Below are 18,043 nucleotides of genomic sequence, written 5' to 3' on the forward strand. Positions count from 1 at the left end.
GCTGTTGTGCAACGACCTGCTAGTTCAAGCGGGGCGCAACCAGCTCCTTGAGCTCCACCAGCCTGCCATGGAAAAAGTGGCCGCATTCTGCCACTTTCAGCAATTCGTGGGGGCGTTCAAGCGTGGCGGAGAACGTATGCACCGAGGCCGGATCGATCACCTCGTCATCGTCGGGCTGAACGATGGTCAGGGTGCAGTGCTCGGCCATTGCTCCGCTCTCCAGTCGTGAAACCGCTGGCGCCACCATGAACAGCCGCTCCAGACGTTCGTCCCGTGCTTCTACCCGACTCGCCAGCGCCGCTGCGACGAACCCGCCAAAGGAAAAGCCCAGCAACGTCAACGGCAGCCCCGGATGCTGTGCCTGCAGCCAGCGCAGCGCGGCTTCGGCGTCATCGACCTCACCGGTATTCATGTCATGGCTGCCGCCACTGCCGCCGACGCCGCGATAATTGAAACGCAGCGTGACATAGCCGGCATCGCGCGCGGTGCGCTGCAGGGTTGAGACCACCTTGTTCAACATGGTCCCGCCCTTGACCGGGTTGGGGTGACAGACCAGCGCCAGCCCTCGCGCATCGGGCTGGTCGTAATACAGGCCTTCCAGCACGCCGGTCGGCCCTTCGATGGAAATGGGGATTTCGCGTTTCAACAAAATGGCTCCGTGACCTTGTGGCAAGTTGACTCGTCTTGCTGGCAGGCTGAGAAAAAACTACCTGCGTTGCCATTGCTGCGTTAAAAACAGGCTCGGAATGCTCATTTAGACTACTAAACTCCTCTTCCTCGCCTGTTTTTGCCTTGCACTGGCTGCCTCGCCTACGTTTTTTCAACAGCCTGCTTACGAGCCACCTGATGATGACCGCCTCGCTGCGTCGCGGTATACAGGGCAGGTACGAGACGTTAACGTATCAAGCCGTGGAAAAACCACCCGCCTCAGGCGATACAGTCAGCGACACCGGGCGCAGCAGTGTCCGATTGTCACCGTCGACGTCTTCGCGGTGTTTTACCCGGACTGAACAGCACAGCCGTTTATATAGAGGAAAACTCGTGGAACAGAACCTCGCGACCTGGTTGCTCCCGATTGCCGGCCTGATCGTCGGTATCGCTATTGGTTATCTGATATCGCGCAACAGCGCGCCCAACAGCACACAGCACCAGGTGGATGAGCTGCAGGAGCGCCTGGACACCTATCAAAGCGAAGTGGTGACTCACTTCAATACCACCGCCAGCCTGCTGCGCAAACTGACGGCAAGCCATCAGGACATCCAGAACCACCTGTCCGAGGGTGCGGACAAGCTCGCACTCGACGAACAGACCCGTCAGCGCCTGCTCACCGCACTGCACAGCCAGGAAACCCATACGCCCCGTGAACGCCTGGACTCACCGGCATTCACCGAGCCACCGAAGGATTACGCCCCGAAGGACGGAGATACGCCGGGCACGCTGCATGAGAACTTTGGCCTGAAAAAGCACTGATCGCAACGCAATTGGCGGCACACCTCAGGTGGGCCGCCGGCTTTTAAGCACATCATCAGGCCCATCGAAAAACGTAGGCGAGGCAGGCAAGACAAGGCAAAAACAGGCGAGGACGCGGAGTTTAGTGGTCTAAATGAGCAGTCCGAGCCTGTTTTTAACGCCGTATTGCCAACGCAGGTAGTTTTTTCACTGCTGCAAGCGCATCGACAGATCGATCGCCCTGACATGCTTGGTCAGGGCGCCGATCGAAATATAGTCCACGCCGGTTTCGGCCACTCTGCGCAGACTTTCATCATCGATCCCTCCCGAAGCCTCCAGCTTCGCCCGCCCCGCCGCAACCCCCACGGCGATGCGCATATCATCCAGGCTCAGCTCGTCGAGCATGACGATATCGGCGCCGGCACGCAGCGCCTGCTCCAGCTCGTCCAGACTCTCTACTTCGACCTCCACCGGCTTGCCGGGCGCAATACGACGCGCCGCCGCGACGGCCTCGGCGATTCCACCACAGGCGGCGATATGGTTTTCCTTGATCAGGAAAGCATCGTAAAGCCCGATCCGATGGTTGTGGCACCCCCCACAGGTGACGGCGTATTTTTGCGCCAGACGCAGGCCGGGAATGGTTTTGCGGGTATCGAGCAGTTGCACACCCGTGCCTTCGACAAGATCGGCATAGTGCCGGCTCCGGGTTGCAACGCCGGATAGCGTCTGCAGGAAATTCAACGCGGCTCGCTCACCGCTGAGTAGCGCACGCGACGGCCCTTCAAGCTGAAACAGCACACGATCCGCCGCCACCCGCTCGCCATCGACAACCTGCCAATGCACCGCGACCCGAGGGTCCAGCTGGCGAAATACGGCATCGACCCAGGCTGTCCCGCAAATCACGGCTGCTTCCCGGGTAATCACCTTCGCATGGGCCAGCCGCTCAGCCGGAATCAGCTGAGCGGTAATGTCCCCGGCGCCAATATCCTCGGCCAGGGCCTTGCGCACGTTGATTTCGATTTCAGCACCGAGGTCAGCAAGAGTGAGATTGGTCACGACAGACTCCCATAGAATTCGGCATGAGTATAAAGCCTCATCCGATGGTCGCGCAGGACCAGCCAGACTGGCAAAAAGCCACAGGTTCCCCGAAACAGGCACCGCCGGTAGTATTTCGTGACCGTCCGCCGGAATTCGCGGGAGCATCTGTGAGCTGCATCATGTCTAAGCAATGCCCGGACTACTAAGCAGCATCTGAAGACATATAATGCTTCTATAAATTGACGCCATAAAAGTGGCGAGAGCTACTCACAGGCCGCTATCTTTACTATCCACAGCGGCATGCCAGGCATTGTGATCGCCTTACCAGGGCGTTCGGGAGAGTCTCGATGCGAACCGATGCGAAAGTGGTGCACCTGAAGGCCACTGCAGAGCACCAGGCGACACCCTCGGCAGGTCGACTGCCTGTCGCGCTCATCAGCGTGCGCGATCAGGCGGCGCAGCAACTGCGACTGGCACTGCAAACCTTGCTCGACAACGCCGACGATTCGCTTTTCGAGATAGCCGACCGGGCCACCAGCAACGTCGAGCAGAATGCCTTCTTCGAGGCCATGCGTGACCTGCGCATGAAGCGCCGCAGCATCGAGCGCGGCTTTCTGCAGCAGCTCTTCGAGTCTTTCACCCGACTCAATCAGTATGAAATCGGCAGGCCCGCACAGCCGGAAGCCTCCTTTGAAAGCCTGGCGCTGGTGCAGAACGACGAGCTGGAAGAATCGGTAGCGATCGACACCATGGTCGCCAAGGTCATGAGTCGCGCCACCCAACCGCTCAGCCACCTGACCACCCGCATGAACGTCCTGGTGAGCAGGAAAATCGACGACAAGAGCAACCCGCTCGGCCCCCAGCAGCTATGCGAAAACTTTCTTGAGGCCTGCCGCAGCCTTGGCGTTGAGATCAAGGTCAAGCTGATCATTCTCAAGCTGTTCGAGCGCTACGTACTGACGGACCTCACCCAGCTCTATGCCGAAGCCAACCAGACCCTGGTGGCTGCCGGCATACTGCCGGAGCTGCACTCCACCCCACCCCGCAAGACCGGCAATCGCCCGGCGACACCGGGAAGCAATTCGCCGGCACATACTTTCAGCGGTACGCCCGAGTATCCCGAAGAGGGCTTCCACGAAGCCTTCGGCGCGCTGCAAACCCTGCTTGCGGAATTGCGCGGCAGCGCCCTGCCGGCACGCAACATTTCCAGTGATGCCGTGCCGATCTCCAGCAATGACCTGATGCGCCTGCTCTCGCACCTGCAGGCGCGCGCGCCACAGCAGATCGATGAATACAGCCTGCAGGACCAGCTCGAGCACCTATTGCACCGGGTCAGCGCCAAGAGCGGCAAATCGCGGATTGTCGGCGAGGTGGACGAGGACGTCATCAACCTGGTTTCGATGCTGTTCGAGTTCATTCTCGATGACCGCACCCTGCCCGACTCGCTCAAGGCCCTGATTGGCCGCCTGCAGATCCCGCTGCTGAAGGTCGCGGTGCTGGACAAGACCTTTTTCAGCCGCGGCAGCCATCCGGCCCGCCGCCTGCTCAACGAAATAGCGTCCGCCGCGATGGGCTGGGTCGAACAGGACGAAACCCAGCGGGACAGCCTTTACCAGAAGATCGAACAGATCGTGTCGCGCCTGCTGAACGACTTCGTTGATGATCCTGTCATCTTCTCCGAGCTGCTTGCCGACTTCCTCGCATTCACCGGCGACGAGCGCCGCCGCAGCGAACTGCTCGAACAACGCACCCGTGATGCCGAAGAAGGACGCGCCAAGGCGGAAGTGGCTCGCCAGGAAGTCGAGCACGCACTCAACCAGCGCCTGCTCGGCAAAACCTTGCCCGAGGTCGTGGTACGCCTCCTGCAGGAAGCCTGGAGCAAAGTCCTGCTGCTCACCTGCCTGAAGTACGGCACCCACTCCGAGCAATGGCAGGCAACCCTGGCGACCATGGATGACCTGATCTGGAGCGTCGAGCCACACGACGATCCGCAATCGCGTGAGCGCCTGCTGGCACTGGTTCCGAGCCTGCTCAAAAGCCTGCGCGACGGCCTGACCAGCGCCGCGTTCGATCCGTTCTCGACCAGCGACTTCTTTACCCGACTCGAAGCCCTGCATGTGCAGACGTTGCACCAGACCAGCCAATCGTCGCAGCCCGCACAACCGGCACCTGCCAGCAACGACAGCATCACCGAACAAAGCCCCGAACTGCCGCAAGACACCCCCTCCGAAGCCACTGCAGTACCGGCGATGGTCGAAGTGGTCGACGAAATCGTGCTGCTCGCTCCCGGCGAAAGTCGTGAACTGGAGCCCGAGATCGACCTGGCCGACAGCGACGAAGCACTGGCCCAGGTCGACAACCTGCGGGTCGGCAGCTGGGTCGAGTTTCAGGAGGACGAAGAGCACAAGCTGCGCTGCAAACTGGCCGCGATCATCAAACCCACCGGCAAGTACATCTTCGTCAACCGCACCGGCATGAAAGTACTGGAAAAGACCCGCCTGGGGCTTGCCATCGAATTTCGCCGCGGCGCCATCCGCCTGCTCAACGACACCCTGCTGTTCGATCGCGCACTGGAATCGGTCATCGGCAACTTGCGCCAACTGAGGGGCAGCAACCGCTAGTACTTTCGCACGGCGCAAGGCTTTGTACACAAGCAGGATTGGCTTTTCCCGCCCCAAGGCTAGAATGACTGCATACCATTCGAGGTGCTCATGCCCAGCCGTCTTAATCCTGAAGACCAGAAACGCGTTGACCAGTATCTCAGCGCTCCTCAGCACCAGGTCGAGCGCCAGCCTTTTCGGCCCTGGCTTCTGCTCCTTCTGGTTCTGGTCGTCGTGATTGGTCTGGGCATTCTCAGCCGCCTCCTCAGCCGCCTGGTGTCATGAGCGACTCTGCGCTCCCCAGGCGCTCGACCGAATCCCGCAAAACCTTTATGAGTTCTTCTGATGACCCATCGCATTGTAATCGTCGGCGGCGGCGCCGGCGGCCTGGAGCTTGCTACCCGCCTGGGTAAAACACTGGGCAAGCGCGGCAAAGCCCGCGTCACCCTGATCGACACCAACCTGACGCATATCTGGAAACCGCTTCTGCATGAAGTCGCTGCCGGCTCGCTGAACTCCTCGGCCGACGAGCTCAACTATGTGGCACAAGCCAAATGGAATCACTTCGAGTTCCAGTTGGGCCGCATGTGCGGCCTGGAGCGTGAAGGCAAATACATACACCTTGCCGCCACTCTGGACGAGCAGGGTCTCGAACTGGTGCCCGCACGCACGCTCGGTTACGACACCCTGGTTATCGCTGTCGGCAGCACCACCAACGATTTCGGCACTCTGGGCGCAGCCGAGCACTGCATCTTCCTCGATACCCGGGAACAGGCGGAGCGCTTCCGCCGTCGGCTGCTCAGCCATTACATGCGCGCCCACGCCAGCGAGGGCCAACACGAAACCCTCAACCTGGCCATCGTCGGCGCCGGGGCGACCGGCGTCGAACTGGCGGCAGAACTTCACCATGCCGCCCACGAGCTCGCCGCCTACGGGCTGGACAGCATCAAGCCGGAAAATATGAACATCACCCTGATAGAAGCAGGCCCGCGCGTACTTCCGGCGCTGCCTGAACGCATCAGCCAGCCCGTGCATCAGACGCTCAGGGAGCTGGGGGTGAGCGTCCTCACGGGCGCTGCCGTCAGCGAAGTGACCAAGGATGGGTTGCGTACCGAGAACGGCGATTTCGTGCCCGCCAGCCTGAGAGTCTGGGCAGCCGGCATCCGCGCCCCGAAATTCCTCCACGAGATCGACGGCCTGGAAACCAACCGGATCAATCAACTGGTGGTTCGGCCCAGCCTGCAGACCACTCGTGATGATGACATCTTCGCCTTCGGCGACTGCGCGGCCTGCCCGCAACCGGACAGCGACCGCAACGTACCGCCACGGGCGCAGGCCGCACATCAGCAGGCCTCGCTACTGGCCAAGTCGCTGGCCTTGCGACTCGAAGGCAAGGACCTGCCCAGCTACCGCTACCGCGATTACGGCTCGCTGATTTCCCTCTCCAGCTTCTCAGCCGTCGGCAACCTGATGGGCAACCTCACCGGCAGCATCATGCTCGAAGGCTGGCTGGCGCGGATGTTCTACATTTCACTCTACCGGATGCATCAGATCGCCCTGTATGGCGTCGCTCGCACCGCCCTGATGATGATCGGCGACAAGCTCAGCACCAGTACGGCACCGCGCCTCAAGCTGCACTGATTGCGCCCGCTCGCGCTTCCCATAACGAGCGGGAAGCGCGGCTCAAGAGCAGCTCAAGAGCAGCTCAAGAGCAGCTCAAGAGCAGCTCAAGAGCAGCCAATGATGTGTCGTGATTGCGAAGAAAAATGCAGGCATAAAAAAACCGGAAGTTCCTCTCGGAACTTCCGGTTTTTTCAGGCTTCTTGCGAAGCCATTTTGGTGGGTCGTGTGGGACTCGAACCTACGACCAATTGGTTAAAAGCCAACTGCTCTACCAACTGAGCTAACGACCCAAAAATGGTCGGGGTAGGGGGATTCGAACTCCCGACATCCTGCTCCCAAAGCAGGCGCGCTACCGGACTGCGCTATACCCCGATTGGAATTTGGCTCCGCGACCAGGACTCGAACCTGGGACCCAATGATTAACAGTCATTTGCTCTACCGACTGAGCTATCGCGGAACTTCTATTTCCATCCCCTTGGCTGGCTTGCTGTGTAGCCTTGCAAACCCCCCTTAGAGGCGCGCCATTTTACGGTTCTCGACGCGCCTGTCAACAGAAAAAATACGATTTACTACAATACCTTGCGAGAAACTTCAGGCCGGGGAAGATTGGCCACGGCAACGTCCCTTTCAGACAGGGGCCACTCCAGCGGAGCGGCCCCGTCCGGGTCAGGCAAATACGATCTCGTCGCCCTCCACCCTGCCTGTGATGCTGGCACCCGGCTCGAATGCGCCGGAGAGGATCTGCTGGGCCAGCGGGTTCTCGATCCAGCGCTGGATGGCACGCTTCAGAGGCCGCGCGCCATAGACCGGGTCGTAACCTACGGCGACCAGCCTGTCCATCGCTTCATCGCTCAGCTCCAGGCTCAAGTCACGCTCCGCCAGGCGCTGGCGCAGACGAGCCAGCTGGATATGGGCGATTCCGGCAATCTGCTCGCGCGCCAGCGGATCGAACACCACCACCTCATCGATACGGTTGATGAATTCCGGACGGAAATGCTGCCCCACCGCATCCATCACCGCCGCACGCTGGGCATCCGGGTCGCCCACCAGCTCCTGAATCTGCATCGAACCCAGGTTCGAGGTCATCACGATCACGGTATTGCGGAAATCCACTGTCCGCCCGTGGCTGTCGGTCAGACGCCCATCCTCCAGCACCTGCAACAGAATGTTGAAGACATCCGGGTGCGCCTTCTCCACCTCGTCGAGCAGCACCACCGAATAAGGCTTGCGACGCACCGCCTCGGTCAGGTATCCGCCTTCCTCATAGCCGATATAGCCCGGTGGCGCACCGATCAGCCGCGCCACCGAGTGCTTCTCCATGAACTCGGACATGTCGATGCGGATCATCGCCTCCTCGGTATCGAAGAGGAACTCGGCCAGCGCCTTGCACAGCTCGGTCTTGCCCACGCCGGTCGGGCCGAGGAAGAGGAACGAACCGCTGGGGCGATTCGGGTCCGCCAGCCCCGCGCGGGAACGGCGCACCGCATTGGCCACCGAAACCACCGCCTCATGCTGACCGATGACGCGCTGGTGCAGCAGGTCTTCCATCTTCAGCAGCTTCTCGCGCTCGCCTTCGAGCATCTTCGAGACCGGGATGCCGGTCCACTTCGACACGACCTCGGCGATTTCCTCATCGGTCACCTTGTTGCGCAGCAGCTGGTTTTCCGCCTTGCCATGCTGATCGACCATCTGCAGGCTGCGTTCCAGGTCCGGGATGATGCCGTACTGCAACTCGGCCATGCGCGCCAGATCACCCTTGCGCCGTGCGGCTTCGAGTTCGGCCTTGGCCTGCTCGATCTTCTGATGCATCTGTGCCGAACCCTGCACCTCGGCTTTCTCCGACTTCCAGATTTCCTCCAGATCGGCGTATTCGCGCTCCAGCTTGACGATTTCCTCGTCGAGCTTGGCCAGGCGCTTCCTGGTGGCCTCGTCGTCCTCGTTCTTCAGTGCCTCGCGCTCGATCTTCAGCTGGATCAGGCGTCGATCGAGACGATCCAGCTCTTCTGGCTTGGAGTCGATCTCCATGCGAATGCGGCTGCCCGCCTCGTCGATCAGGTCGATGGCCTTGTCCGGCAGCTGGCGGTCGGTGATGTAGCGATGGGACAGCTTCGCCGCCGCGATAATGGCGCCATCGGTGATGGAGACGCCATGGTGCACCTCGTAGCGCTCCTTCAGGCCACGCAGGATGGCGATGGTGTCCTCTTCGCTCGGCTCATCGACCTGCACGCGCTGGAAACGCCGCTCCAGCGCCGCATCCTTCTCGATGTACTGGCGATACTCATCCAGCGTGGTCGCCCCGACGCAATGCAGCTCACCACGCGCCAGCGCAGGCTTGAGCATGTTGCCGGCATCCATAGCGCCCTCGGCCTTGCCGGCCCCGACCATGGTATGCAGCTCGTCGATGAAGAGGATGACACGCCCTTCCTGCTTGCCCAGCTCATTGAGCACGGCTTTCAGACGCTCCTCGAACTCGCCACGGAATTTGGCGCCGGCGATCAGCGACCCCATGTCCAGCGCCAGCAGGCGCTTGTCCTTGAGCCCGTCGGGCACCTCGCCGTTGACGATGCGCTGGGCCAGCCCTTCGACGATGGCGGTCTTGCCCACGCCCGGCTCACCGATCAGCACCGGATTGTTCTTGGTGCGCCGCTGCAGCACCTGGATGGTCCGGCGGATCTCGTCGTCGCGACCGATCACCGGGTCGAGCTTGCCGTCCTCGGCGCGCTTGGTCATGTCCACGGTGTACTTGTCCAGCGCCTGGCGTGATTCCTCGGCATTGGGGTCGTTGACCGCCTCGCCGCCACGCAGGTTGCTGATGGCATTCTCCAGTGCCTGCCTGCTCACGCCTTGCGCCAGCAGCAGCTTGCCCAGGCGGGTGTTGTTGTCCAGCGCCGCGAGCAGCACCAGCTCGCTGGAAATGTACTGATCACCCTTCTGCTGCGCCAGGCGATCAGCCTGATTGAGCAGACGCGCCAGGTCCTGGGACATGTTCATGTCGCCAGTGGGATTCTGCAGTTTCGGCAGCTGATCCAGTTCCTTGGTCAGCGCTTGCCGCAAGCCGTTGATATCGAAGCCCACTTGCATCAGCAGGGGCTTGATCGAGCCGCCCTGCTGCTCCAGCAGCGCTTGCAGCAGATGCAGGGGTTCGATGGAGGGATGATCCAGGCCAACGGCGATGGACTGGGCATCGGAAAGCGCAAGCTGCAGCTTGCTGGTCAGACGATCGATACGCATGTAGTCACCTTTCTAATAAGGCAGGCCGGCACACTGGATCGCGCCCGGCTGGCCGTTAAAAACGTAGGCGAGGCAGGCAAGACAAGGCAAAAACAGGCGAGGAAGCGGAGTTTAGTAATCTAAATGAGCATTCCGAGCCTGTTTTTAACGCAGTATTGCCAACGCAGGTAGTTTTTAATGGTCTGCCGAAGCCTGCGAGATGAAACTTAGATAGGGCTGGATTCTTGGAGATTCAAGGCCTGTGACATTGATGCAGATCATGGGCCGGGCCGGGACAGTGCCGTTCAGGCTGTTCGTCCAGCCTCCAGCGCTTTTCTCGTCTTTTTACCCGTCGATCCAGATCAGGCTGGCGAAGCGTCCAGTGCGGGCAGCGCGACGGTAGGAGTAGAAGCGCGGGTCAGTGAAGGTGCAGAACCCGCCGCCGAAGACTGCGCTGACACCACAGGCGGCGAGGCGGATGCGGGCCAGATGGTAGAGATCAGCCATATAACGCCCGGCATTGCGACTTGGGCGAAAGGCTTCGACCGCAACCGGGTGCTGCGTGATAAAGGCTTCCCGGACTTCAGGGCCGACCTCGAAGGCCTCCGGGCCGATTGCCGGCCCCAGCCAGGCCAGCAACTGTTCGCCCGGCACCTGCATCGCGGCCACGGTCGATTCCAGCATGCCATTGGCCAGTCCGCGCCAGCCGGCATGCGCGGCGGCTACGCGGGTACCGGCCCGATCGCAGAAGAGTACCGGCAGGCAATCGGCGGTGAGTACCGTACAGGCAATGCCGGTGGCGTCTGTCCAGCTGGCATCTGCGCACGGCACCAGTGCCGGGTCGGCCTTGACCGTGACAACCGAATGCACCTGGCTCAGCCAGGCAGGTTCGCAGCCGAGAACGGCCTGCAAGCGCTGCCTGTTGGCCATGACCGTCGCCGGCTCGTCACCGACGTGATCGCCCAGATTGAAACCGTCGAAAGGCGCCCGGCTTTCGCCACCCTCGCGCGTGGTCACGCAGGCCCGCACATGCCGGGGCGCGGGCCAGTCGGGAATGATCCAGTCGCCGGGCCAGCCGTTCACCCGATAAAGGCCTCGCGATCCTGCTGCAACAGCGTCAGCAGCCAGACGAAATCATCCGGCAGGGGCGATTCCCATTTCATCCGCTCGCCGCTGAGCGGATGGTCCAGTTCGAGAAAACGGGCATGCAGCGCCTGGCGCGGAAACTCGCGCAGCGATTGCACGAGCGTCTGACTGGCCGCCGGCGGTATGCGGAAACGACCGCTGTAGAGCGGATCACCCACCAGCGGATAACCGAGATGGGTCATATGCACACGAATCTGGTGGGTGCGCCCGGTTTCGAGCTTGACCCGCACATGGGTGTGCGAGCGGAAGCGCTCCAGCACCCGGTAATGGCTGATGGCCGGCTTGCCGCCTTCGACCACGGCCATGCGTTGGCGCTGCTGGCCATGACGGCCAATCGGCGCATCGACAGTGCCGCCGGTGATGATCACGCCGATGACGATGGCTTCATAGATACGGCTGACGCTGCGTGCCTGCAGCTGCTCGACCAGGCGCGTCTGGGCCTGCAGTGTCTTGGCGACCACCATCAGGCCGGTGGTGTCCTTGTCCAGCCGATGCACGATGCCGGCACGCGGCACGTTGATCAGCTCCGGCACATGATGCAGCAGGGCATTGAGCAGGGTTCCACTGGCATGCCCGGCAGCCGGATGCACCACCAGGCCAGCCGGCTTGTTCAGCACCAGGATGTGCTCGTCCTCGAAGACGATATCCAGCGGAATATCCTCCGCCACCCACTCACCCTGCGCCTGCTGCTCGGCGCCAAGCACCAGAACCGAGCCGGCATGCACGATGTCCCGCGGACGCAGCGTCGCTCCGTCCACGGTCAGCGATCCGTCCTTGATCCACGCGGCGAGGCGCGAGCGGGAATGCTCGGGAAACAGCTGGGCCGCGACCTGATCGAGACGCTGCCCGCCCAGGTCGAATGGCACTTCGGCGCGAAGTTGGATGGCTTGCGTGGGGATGGTGGACATAATTAAGGACGCTTTATGAGTAAGGAGGAGCCGAGTTCTGCTCGACAGGACCAACAGGAACCGGGAGCGGCCTGCCCTCAGGCCATGCGGTCGCAGATTTCGCCGCGTGCAGACGTCAGCTCGGCATCGATGGCGAGGCTGACAGAATCCATGCCCTTAGAGCCTGTCGGGCTTGACCGTTCGTAGGTACAGGTGAGCCTTTGGTTTCAGCAACAGGCTTGTGTTTAAATACGGCGTCTTTGTCCCGGCGTGCCGGGGCGCTCATCATAACAGGACGGCTCAGCGCGAGACAGCCAGCCGTGACAGGACGCAAGCCGCCATGCAAGTGAAACACCTGCTGCTGATCGCCATTTTCGCTCTTACCGCCGCCTGCTCGTCCAACGAAACCATCAGCGAGAACCTCGGTGAAACGGAGCTGTACCGGCAGGCACAGGCCGACCTGGACAACAAGAGCTATACCAGCGCCATCACCAAGCTCAAGGCACTGGAGTCGCGCTATCCCTTCGGTCGCTTCGCCGAGCAGGCGCAGCTGGAGCTGATTTTCGCCTACTACCGGAACATGGAGCCCGAAGCCGCGCGCTCCTCCGCCGAGCGCTTCATCCGCCTGCATCCCCAGCATCCGAGCGTCGATTACGCCTACTACCTCAAGGGCCTCGCCTCCTTCGATCAGGATCGCGGCATCCTTGCCCGCTTCCTGCCGCTGGACATGACCAAGCGTGATCCAGGCGCCGCGCGTGACTCCTTCAACGAGTTCGCACAACTGACCACCCGCTTCCCCAACAGCCGCTACGCACCGGATGCCAAGGCACGCATGGTCTACCTGCGCAACCTGCTGGCCGCCAATGAAATCCACGTGGCCGACTACTATCTGCGCCGCCAGGCCTATGTCGCCGCAGCCAATCGTGGGCGCTATGTCGTGGAGAACTTCCAGGGTACGCCGGCGGTCGGCGATGGCCTGGCGGTCATGACCGAAGCCTATCTGCGGCTGAACCTCGACGATCTCGCCAGCACCAGTCTGGAGACCCTCAAGCTCAACTACCCCGAACATCCGAGCCTGGAAGGCGGCCAATTCGTTCCGCGCGAGAAGGAGGCCGACAACCGTGGCTGGCTGTCTCGCGCCACCCTGGGCCTGATCGAATCGAAAGGCACGACACTGGACAGCTCACGCTCAAACCGCGACGTGCTCCGCCAGTACGAAAATGCCGCCCGTGATCTGCCTGACGAATTGCGTCCGGTACTGAGAGAAGCCGAGGACGAACAACAGGACGGCGGACGCTCCTGGTGGAGCTACCTGACCTTCGGCCTGTTCGACTGACGCAGCGACATCCTGCCGGAGCCTGAGCGATCAGGCTCCGCACGCAGTTCTCTCAAGCCAGGAAGGAAAATATGGGTCTATTTCGGCTGCTGTTCTGGATCATCCTGATTGCGACGGCATTCTGGCTCTGGCGACGTCTGACGAGCAAACGCACGACCACCCGCAAGCCTGAACAGCCCACACTACCCATGGTGCGCTGCGCCCAGTGCGGCATCCATCTGCCCCGCGACCAGGCTTTGCAGGAACGCGATCAGTGGTACTGCAGCCAGGCCCACCTGGAACAGGGCAGCAAGCCGGGTGGGAACTGAAAGCCAGGTATTCCTAGGCCAGCAGGGCCGGCGAATCCTTCGCCTCTATCACCTTTATCGTGTCGCCATCGGTCTGGTGCTGGTGCTGCTGATCAGCAGCGACCTGCATAACGACCTGATGCACATGAGCAACCCCGCCGCCTTCCACTATGGCGCCTGGGGCTACCTGATCATCAATATCCTCATCGCCGTTCTTCTGCAGAATCCCAAGCGCGAGCTGTCGGTCCTGATCCTCGCCCTGATGGATGTTTCCCTGCTCTCGGCGCTGTTCTACTTTGCCGGCGGCACCCCCAGCGGCATCGGCAACCTGCTGATCATTGCCGTCGCCATCGCCAACATCCTGCTGCGCGGGCGCATGGGCTTTCTCATCGCCGCCGTCGCCACCACCGGCCTCATCTACCTGACCTTCTACCTCAGCCTCAGCGACAGCGAAACAAGCAGCCAGTACGTCCAGGCCGCCGCGCTCGGAACCCTGTGCTTCGCCGCCGCCCTGCTGGTACAGGGCCTGACACGCCGCCTGCAGGTCAGTGAAACCCTGGCCCGCCAGCGGGCCGAGGAAGTCGCCAGCCTCGAAGCCCTGAACGCGCAGATCCTGCAGCGCATGCGCACCGGGATTCTGGTGCTCGATCCGCAACAGCGCATCCTGCTCGCCAATCAGGGCGCGCTCGACCTGCTCGACCAGCACGCACTGGTCGGGGAGCGTCTGGCGCCGCGCTGTCCAGAGCTGCTCAGGGGACTGCAGCAATGGCACGACAACCCGACACTGCGCCCGCAGCACTTCAGGGCCACACCAAACGGCACCATGCTGCAGCCAAGTTTCGCCGCGCTGCAGCATGGCGTGCGTCAGAACACTCTGATATTTCTCGAAGACATTTCGCAGATTGCGCAGCAGGCCCAGCAGCTCAAGCTGGCATCGCTGGGCCGGCTGACGGCAAGCATCGCCCACGAAATCCGCAACCCGCTCGGCGCGATCAGCCATGCGGCGCAACTGCTGCAGGAATCAGAGGAGCTGGATGCCGCCGACATGCGCCTGACGCAGATCATCCAGGATCACTCGCGGCGCATGAACCTGGTGATCGAGAACGTCCTGCAGCTGTCGCGCAGGCGGCAGGCCGAGCCGCAATTGCTGGACCTCAAATACTGGGCGCATCGCTTCGCCAGCGAGTTTCGTGGCGGTCTGCCACCGCGCCAGATCCTCCATGTAAAAACCCTGGGCAGCTCGCTGCAGACGCGCATGGACCCGAATCAGTTGCTTCAGGTGCTGACCAACCTGGTGCAGAACGGCCTGCGCTACAGCGGTCAGGAACATGCCGAAGCACAGGTGTGGCTGCACCTGTTTCGCGACGAGACCAGCGACCTGCCGGTTCTCGAGGTGCTCGATGACGGCCCCGGCATCCCCACCGAACAATTGCAGAATATCTTCGAGCCCTTCTTCACCACCGAGAGCAAGGGAACGGGGCTGGGCCTGTATATATGCAGGGAGCTGTGCGAAAGCAACCAGGCACGCCTGGATTACCGGGAAAGAGACGGGGGCGGCAGCTGTTTCCGCATCGTCTTCGCCCATCCGGGCAAGCTCGCCTGAGGGCTAGCAGGTCACACATCGCTCACAGCCCGAGTACAAAACACGTGCTGTAACGTTAACATTGTCGCCTGCGCCATCCGGACGCCCTGCCGCCACTGAAAGACCGAGACCATGACCGCCCGCCAGAAAGCCTTGATCATCGATGACGAACCCGACATCCGGGAACTCCTGGAGATCACCCTGGGGCGGATGAAACTCGACACCCGTAGCGCCCGCAACCTCAAGGAAGCCCGCGAATGTCTGGCGCGCGAACATTACGATCTGTGCCTCACCGACATGCGCCTGCCCGACGGCTGCGGGCTGGAACTGGTGCAGTTCATCCAGCAGCAGTACCCGCACCTGCCGGTGGCGATGATCACCGCCTACGGCAGCCTCGACACCGCCATCGGTGCACTCAAGGCTGGCGCCTTCGACTTCCTGACCAAACCGGTGGATCTCGGGCGTCTGCGCGAACTGGTCAATACCGCACTACGCCTGCGCACGCCCAATCCCAATGACCTGACCGCCGACAACCGTCTGCTCGGCACCTCGCCGCCGATGAATCTGCTGCGCAAGCAGATCGGCAAACTCGCCCGCAGCCAGGCGCCGGTGTATATCAGTGGCGAATCCGGCAGCGGCAAGGAACTGGTGGCGCGCCTGATCCACGAGCAGGGCCCACGCCACGAACGCCCCTTCATTCCGGTCAACTGCGGGGCGATTCCCTCGGAGCTGATGGAAAGCGAGTTTTTTGGCCACAAGAAGGGCAGCTTTACCGGCGCCATCGAAGACAAGCCCGGCCTGTTTCAGGAAGCCAACGGCGGCACCCTGTTTCTCGATGAAGTCGCCGATCTGCCGCTGAGCATGCAGGTCAAGCTGCTGCGCGCCATTCAGGAAAAAGCCGTCCGCCCGGTTGGCGGCGCCAAGGAGGCGGTGGTGGACGTGCGCGTACTTTGCGCCACCCACAAGGATCTCGCCGCCGAAGTCGCGGCAGGCCGTTTCCGCCAGGATCTCTACTACCGTCTGAACGTCATCGAGTTGCGCGTCCCGCCCCTGCGCGAGCGCCGCGAGGATATCGCCCTGCTCGCCGACGCCATGCTGCGCCGGCTCGCCGATGAATGCGGTGACAGCACGGCGCGCCTGCATGCCGACGCCCTGGCGAAACTGCAGAACTATCGTTTTCCAGGTAACGTGCGCGAGCTGGAGAACATGCTGGAGCGCGCCTACACATTGTGTGAAGACGAGGAAATCAAGGCCGGCGACCTGCGCCTGAGCGAAGCTCCCGGCGTTGGCGAAAGCGGAGAAGCGAGCCTGGCGCAGATCGACAATCTGGAAGACCACCTGGAAGACGTCGAGCGCAAGCTGATCATGCAGGCGCTCGAAGAAACCCGCTGGAACCGCACCGCCGCCGCCCAGCGCCTGGGTCTGACCTTCCGCTCCATGCGCTATCGGCTGAAGAAACTGGGGTTGGATTAAGTAAGGGGGGCAGGCTTTTTCCGGCCCTCACCTCCGCTCGTCGGGTCGGTGGAGCGTGACCCGACCTACAGCTGGAGGCTGGAGGCTGGAGGCTGGAGGCTGGAGGCTGGAGGCTGGAGGCTGGAGGCTGGAGGCTGGAGGCTGGAGGCTGGAGGCTGGAGGCTGGAGGCTGGAGGCTGGAGGCTGGAGGCTGGAGGCTGGAGGCTGGAGGCTGGAGGCTGGAGGCTGGAGGCTGGACAGTGTGCGGCCTAACGCCAAACCTCTGTCCAGCTTTTTCGTCCAGCCTTCCAGCCTCAAGCGCTCTTATCGGCTTCTTACCCCTGCGACAGCAGATTACGCAGGTCGATGATTGCTGCGTTCGCGCGGGAAATATAGTTGGCCATCACCAGCGAGTGGTTGGCGAGGACGCCATAGCCGCTGCCATTGAGCACCATCGGGCTCCACAGCGGCTCCTGCGCGGCCTCCAGTTCGCGGATGATCTGCCTGACGCTGATCGTGGCGTTCTTCTTGGCCAGCACGTCGGCAAAATCCACTTCGATGGCGCGCAGCAGATGCGACAAGGCCCAGGCTTGGCCACGGGCTTCGTAGAAGACGTTGTCGATCTGCAGCCAGGAGGTCTCGACGCGATCCTCCTCGACCACCATGCCTTCGGACTCCAGTTCCGCGGCACTCGCGGTATCCAGGCGCGCCCGCCCGACGCTGGCGGACAGGCGCTGGGACAGCGATCCCAGACGAGTCCCCACGTCGCCGAGCCAGTTGTTGAGGTTGTCCGCGCGCGAATAGAACTGCGCCTTGGGCGCAGGGTCGCTCAAACGCGCCAGGTAGTTGTCCAGATGGCGGAGGCCGTTGCGGTACTCCGACTCGGTTGCCGGCAATGCCCAGCTGCGGTTGTCGAAGTTGAACAGCGGCTCGGCCTTGGACAGATCGGGGTCTTCGGTCGACTGCGACTGCGAGCGGGCGAAGTCCTTGCGCAACGCACGGCTGAGGTCGCGCACCTGCACCAGCACGCCGTATTCCCAACTGGGCATGTTGTCCAGCCACAGGCCGGGAGGCGCCACGTCATTGGTCAGATAGCCGCCCGGCTTGTCCAGCAGGGTCGTGGCGACCTGCCTGAGGGTCTCAACGGTGGTGTAGCCATTGACGATCTGCCGCTGCGAGGTCTCTGCCGCCTGGCGGACGTGCTGCTGCACCGCAAACCGATCGGGCTCGCTGCTCCAGTACCAGCCCAGGATCAGGGTCACCAGCAGATACAGACCGACCACGGCGACCAGCGCCAGCCATAATGGATTGCGGCTCGTTCCGTGCGCAGTCGCGCTATTCTCCGACGAGCCGAGACGACCGAAGCGGTTCTTCCAATCCAACATAGACATCTGTCCTTCTCTCTTTCAGAGTTCAGAGGTTCGACCGCCAGT

At 62.1% G+C, this 18,043-nt stretch carries 14 protein-coding genes and 3 tRNA genes; 8 read left to right on the top strand and 9 right to left on the bottom strand.

What is annotated here, in order from left to right:
- Positions 1 to 19: 19 nt before the first annotated feature.
- A complete protein-coding gene (locus tag ACYCFC_RS12810) occupies positions 20 to 649 on the bottom strand; it encodes an alpha/beta hydrolase (protein ID WP_459651823.1) in 630 nt (209 codons plus the stop codon).
- Positions 650 to 1,041: 392 nt separating this feature from the next.
- Here ACYCFC_RS12810 and ACYCFC_RS12815 point away from each other — a divergent pair, with 392 nt between their 5' ends.
- Positions 1,042 to 1,470 carry a ZapG family protein gene (locus tag ACYCFC_RS12815; protein ID WP_181086962.1) on the top strand — a complete coding sequence of 143 codons (429 nt, stop codon included), beginning with the start codon at positions 1,042 to 1,044 and terminating at the stop codon, positions 1,468 to 1,470.
- A 186-nt stretch (positions 1,471 to 1,656) separates the two neighbouring features.
- Here ACYCFC_RS12815 and nadC read toward each other — a convergent pair whose 3' ends face one another.
- Positions 1,657 to 2,505, bottom strand: coding sequence for a carboxylating nicotinate-nucleotide diphosphorylase (gene nadC / locus ACYCFC_RS12820; protein WP_181086961.1), 849 nt, complete (start codon positions 2,503 to 2,505; stop codon positions 1,657 to 1,659).
- A gap of 329 nt (positions 2,506 to 2,834) precedes the next feature.
- Here nadC and ACYCFC_RS12825 point away from each other — a divergent pair, with 329 nt between their 5' ends.
- The 3 genes from ACYCFC_RS12825 to ACYCFC_RS12835 all read left to right on the top strand — a co-directional run bounded on the left by ACYCFC_RS12825 (position 2,835) and on the right by ACYCFC_RS12835 (position 6,728).
- Positions 2,835 to 5,108, top strand: coding sequence for a DUF1631 domain-containing protein (locus tag ACYCFC_RS12825; RefSeq protein WP_459651824.1), 2,274 nt, complete (start codon positions 2,835 to 2,837; stop codon positions 5,106 to 5,108).
- A 90-nt stretch (positions 5,109 to 5,198) separates the two neighbouring features.
- The gene (locus ACYCFC_RS12830; protein ID WP_181086959.1) at positions 5,199 to 5,372 is read left to right on the top strand and encodes a DUF3094 family protein; all 174 of its coding nucleotides are present in this window, start codon (positions 5,199 to 5,201) and stop codon (positions 5,370 to 5,372) included.
- A gap of 60 nt (positions 5,373 to 5,432) precedes the next feature.
- Positions 5,433 to 6,728: an NAD(P)/FAD-dependent oxidoreductase gene (locus ACYCFC_RS12835; protein WP_459651825.1), complete on the top strand. Its 1,296-nt coding sequence runs from the start codon at positions 5,433 to 5,435 to the stop codon at positions 6,726 to 6,728.
- 196 nt (positions 6,729 to 6,924) lie between these two features.
- On the opposite strand, the gene ACYCFC_RS12840 is transcribed toward ACYCFC_RS12835, so the two are convergent.
- From ACYCFC_RS12840 to rluD, 6 genes are all read right to left on the bottom strand, one after another.
- Positions 6,925 to 7,000 (bottom strand) — tRNA-Lys (locus ACYCFC_RS12840).
- 5 nt (positions 7,001 to 7,005) lie between these two features.
- A tRNA-Pro gene (locus ACYCFC_RS12845) sits at positions 7,006 to 7,082 on the bottom strand.
- A 9-nt stretch (positions 7,083 to 7,091) separates the two neighbouring features.
- A tRNA-Asn gene (locus ACYCFC_RS12850) sits at positions 7,092 to 7,167 on the bottom strand.
- Between the two features lie 209 nt (positions 7,168 to 7,376).
- Positions 7,377 to 9,941, bottom strand: a complete 2,565-nt coding sequence (gene clpB, locus ACYCFC_RS12855) for an ATP-dependent chaperone ClpB (RefSeq protein ID WP_181086957.1) — start codon at positions 9,939 to 9,941, stop codon at positions 7,377 to 7,379.
- Between the two features lie 324 nt (positions 9,942 to 10,265).
- Positions 10,266 to 11,003: a peptidoglycan editing factor PgeF gene (gene pgeF, locus ACYCFC_RS12860; protein WP_459651826.1), complete on the bottom strand. Its 738-nt coding sequence runs from the start codon at positions 11,001 to 11,003 to the stop codon at positions 10,266 to 10,268.
- Positions 11,000 to 11,974 carry a 23S rRNA pseudouridine(1911/1915/1917) synthase RluD gene (gene rluD, locus ACYCFC_RS12865; protein ID WP_181086955.1) on the bottom strand — a complete coding sequence of 325 codons (975 nt, stop codon included), beginning with the start codon at positions 11,972 to 11,974 and terminating at the stop codon, positions 11,000 to 11,002. The genes pgeF and rluD overlap by 4 nt, the downstream gene beginning before the upstream one ends.
- 319 nt (positions 11,975 to 12,293) lie before the next feature.
- Here rluD and ACYCFC_RS12870 point away from each other — a divergent pair, with 319 nt between their 5' ends.
- The 4 genes from ACYCFC_RS12870 (at position 12,294) to ACYCFC_RS12885 (ending at position 16,631) form a co-directional block, all read left to right on the top strand.
- Positions 12,294 to 13,289 (top strand): outer membrane protein assembly factor BamD, encoded by a 996-nt coding sequence (locus tag ACYCFC_RS12870; protein ID WP_459651827.1) that lies wholly within the window; start codon positions 12,294 to 12,296, stop codon positions 13,287 to 13,289.
- A gap of 71 nt (positions 13,290 to 13,360) precedes the next feature.
- Positions 13,361 to 13,597, top strand: a complete 237-nt coding sequence (locus tag ACYCFC_RS12875) for a PP0621 family protein (RefSeq protein WP_181086953.1) — start codon at positions 13,361 to 13,363, stop codon at positions 13,595 to 13,597.
- Positions 13,587 to 15,179: a sensor histidine kinase gene (locus ACYCFC_RS12880; RefSeq protein ID WP_459651828.1), complete on the top strand. Its 1,593-nt coding sequence runs from the start codon at positions 13,587 to 13,589 to the stop codon at positions 15,177 to 15,179. Before ACYCFC_RS12875 ends, ACYCFC_RS12880 begins: the two co-directional genes overlap by 11 nt.
- Positions 15,180 to 15,290: 111 nt before the next feature.
- Entirely contained in the window at positions 15,291 to 16,631 is a 1,341-nt protein-coding gene (locus ACYCFC_RS12885; RefSeq protein WP_181086951.1) for a sigma-54-dependent transcriptional regulator, read from the top strand.
- 314 nt (positions 16,632 to 16,945) lie between these two features.
- On the opposite strand, the gene ACYCFC_RS12890 is transcribed toward ACYCFC_RS12885, so the two are convergent.
- A complete protein-coding gene (locus tag ACYCFC_RS12890; protein ID WP_459653992.1) occupies positions 16,946 to 17,995 on the bottom strand; it encodes a DUF2333 family protein in 1,050 nt (349 codons plus the stop codon).
- Between the last annotated feature and the right edge of the window lie 48 nt (positions 17,996 to 18,043).

The sequence above is a fragment of the Stutzerimonas sp. NM35 genome (assembly GCF_054604355.1).

Bases quoted from the DNA above. Each gene is read 5' to 3' on its own strand.
- ACYCFC_RS12825 (WP_459651824.1), top strand. From the start codon at position 2,835: ATGCGAACCGATGCGAAAGTGGTGCACCTGAAGGCCACTGCAGAGCAC.
- ACYCFC_RS12830 (WP_181086959.1), top strand. From the start codon at position 5,199: ATGCCCAGCCGTCTTAATCCTGAAGACCAGAAACGCGTTGACCAGTAT.
- ACYCFC_RS12835 (WP_459651825.1), top strand. From the start codon at position 5,433: ATGACCCATCGCATTGTAATCGTCGGCGGCGGCGCCGGCGGCCTGGAG.
- clpB (WP_181086957.1), bottom strand. From the start codon at position 9,941: ATGCGTATCGATCGTCTGACCAGCAAGCTGCAGCTTGCGCTTTCCGAT.
- rluD (WP_181086955.1), bottom strand. From the start codon at position 11,974: ATGTCCACCATCCCCACGCAAGCCATCCAACTTCGCGCCGAAGTGCCA.
- ACYCFC_RS12870 (WP_459651827.1), top strand. From the start codon at position 12,294: ATGCAAGTGAAACACCTGCTGCTGATCGCCATTTTCGCTCTTACCGCC.
- ACYCFC_RS12875 (WP_181086953.1), top strand. From the start codon at position 13,361: ATGGGTCTATTTCGGCTGCTGTTCTGGATCATCCTGATTGCGACGGCA.
- ACYCFC_RS12885 (WP_181086951.1), top strand. From the start codon at position 15,291: ATGACCGCCCGCCAGAAAGCCTTGATCATCGATGACGAACCCGACATC.
- ACYCFC_RS12890 (WP_459653992.1), bottom strand. From the start codon at position 17,995: ATGTTGGATTGGAAGAACCGCTTCGGTCGTCTCGGCTCGTCGGAGAAT.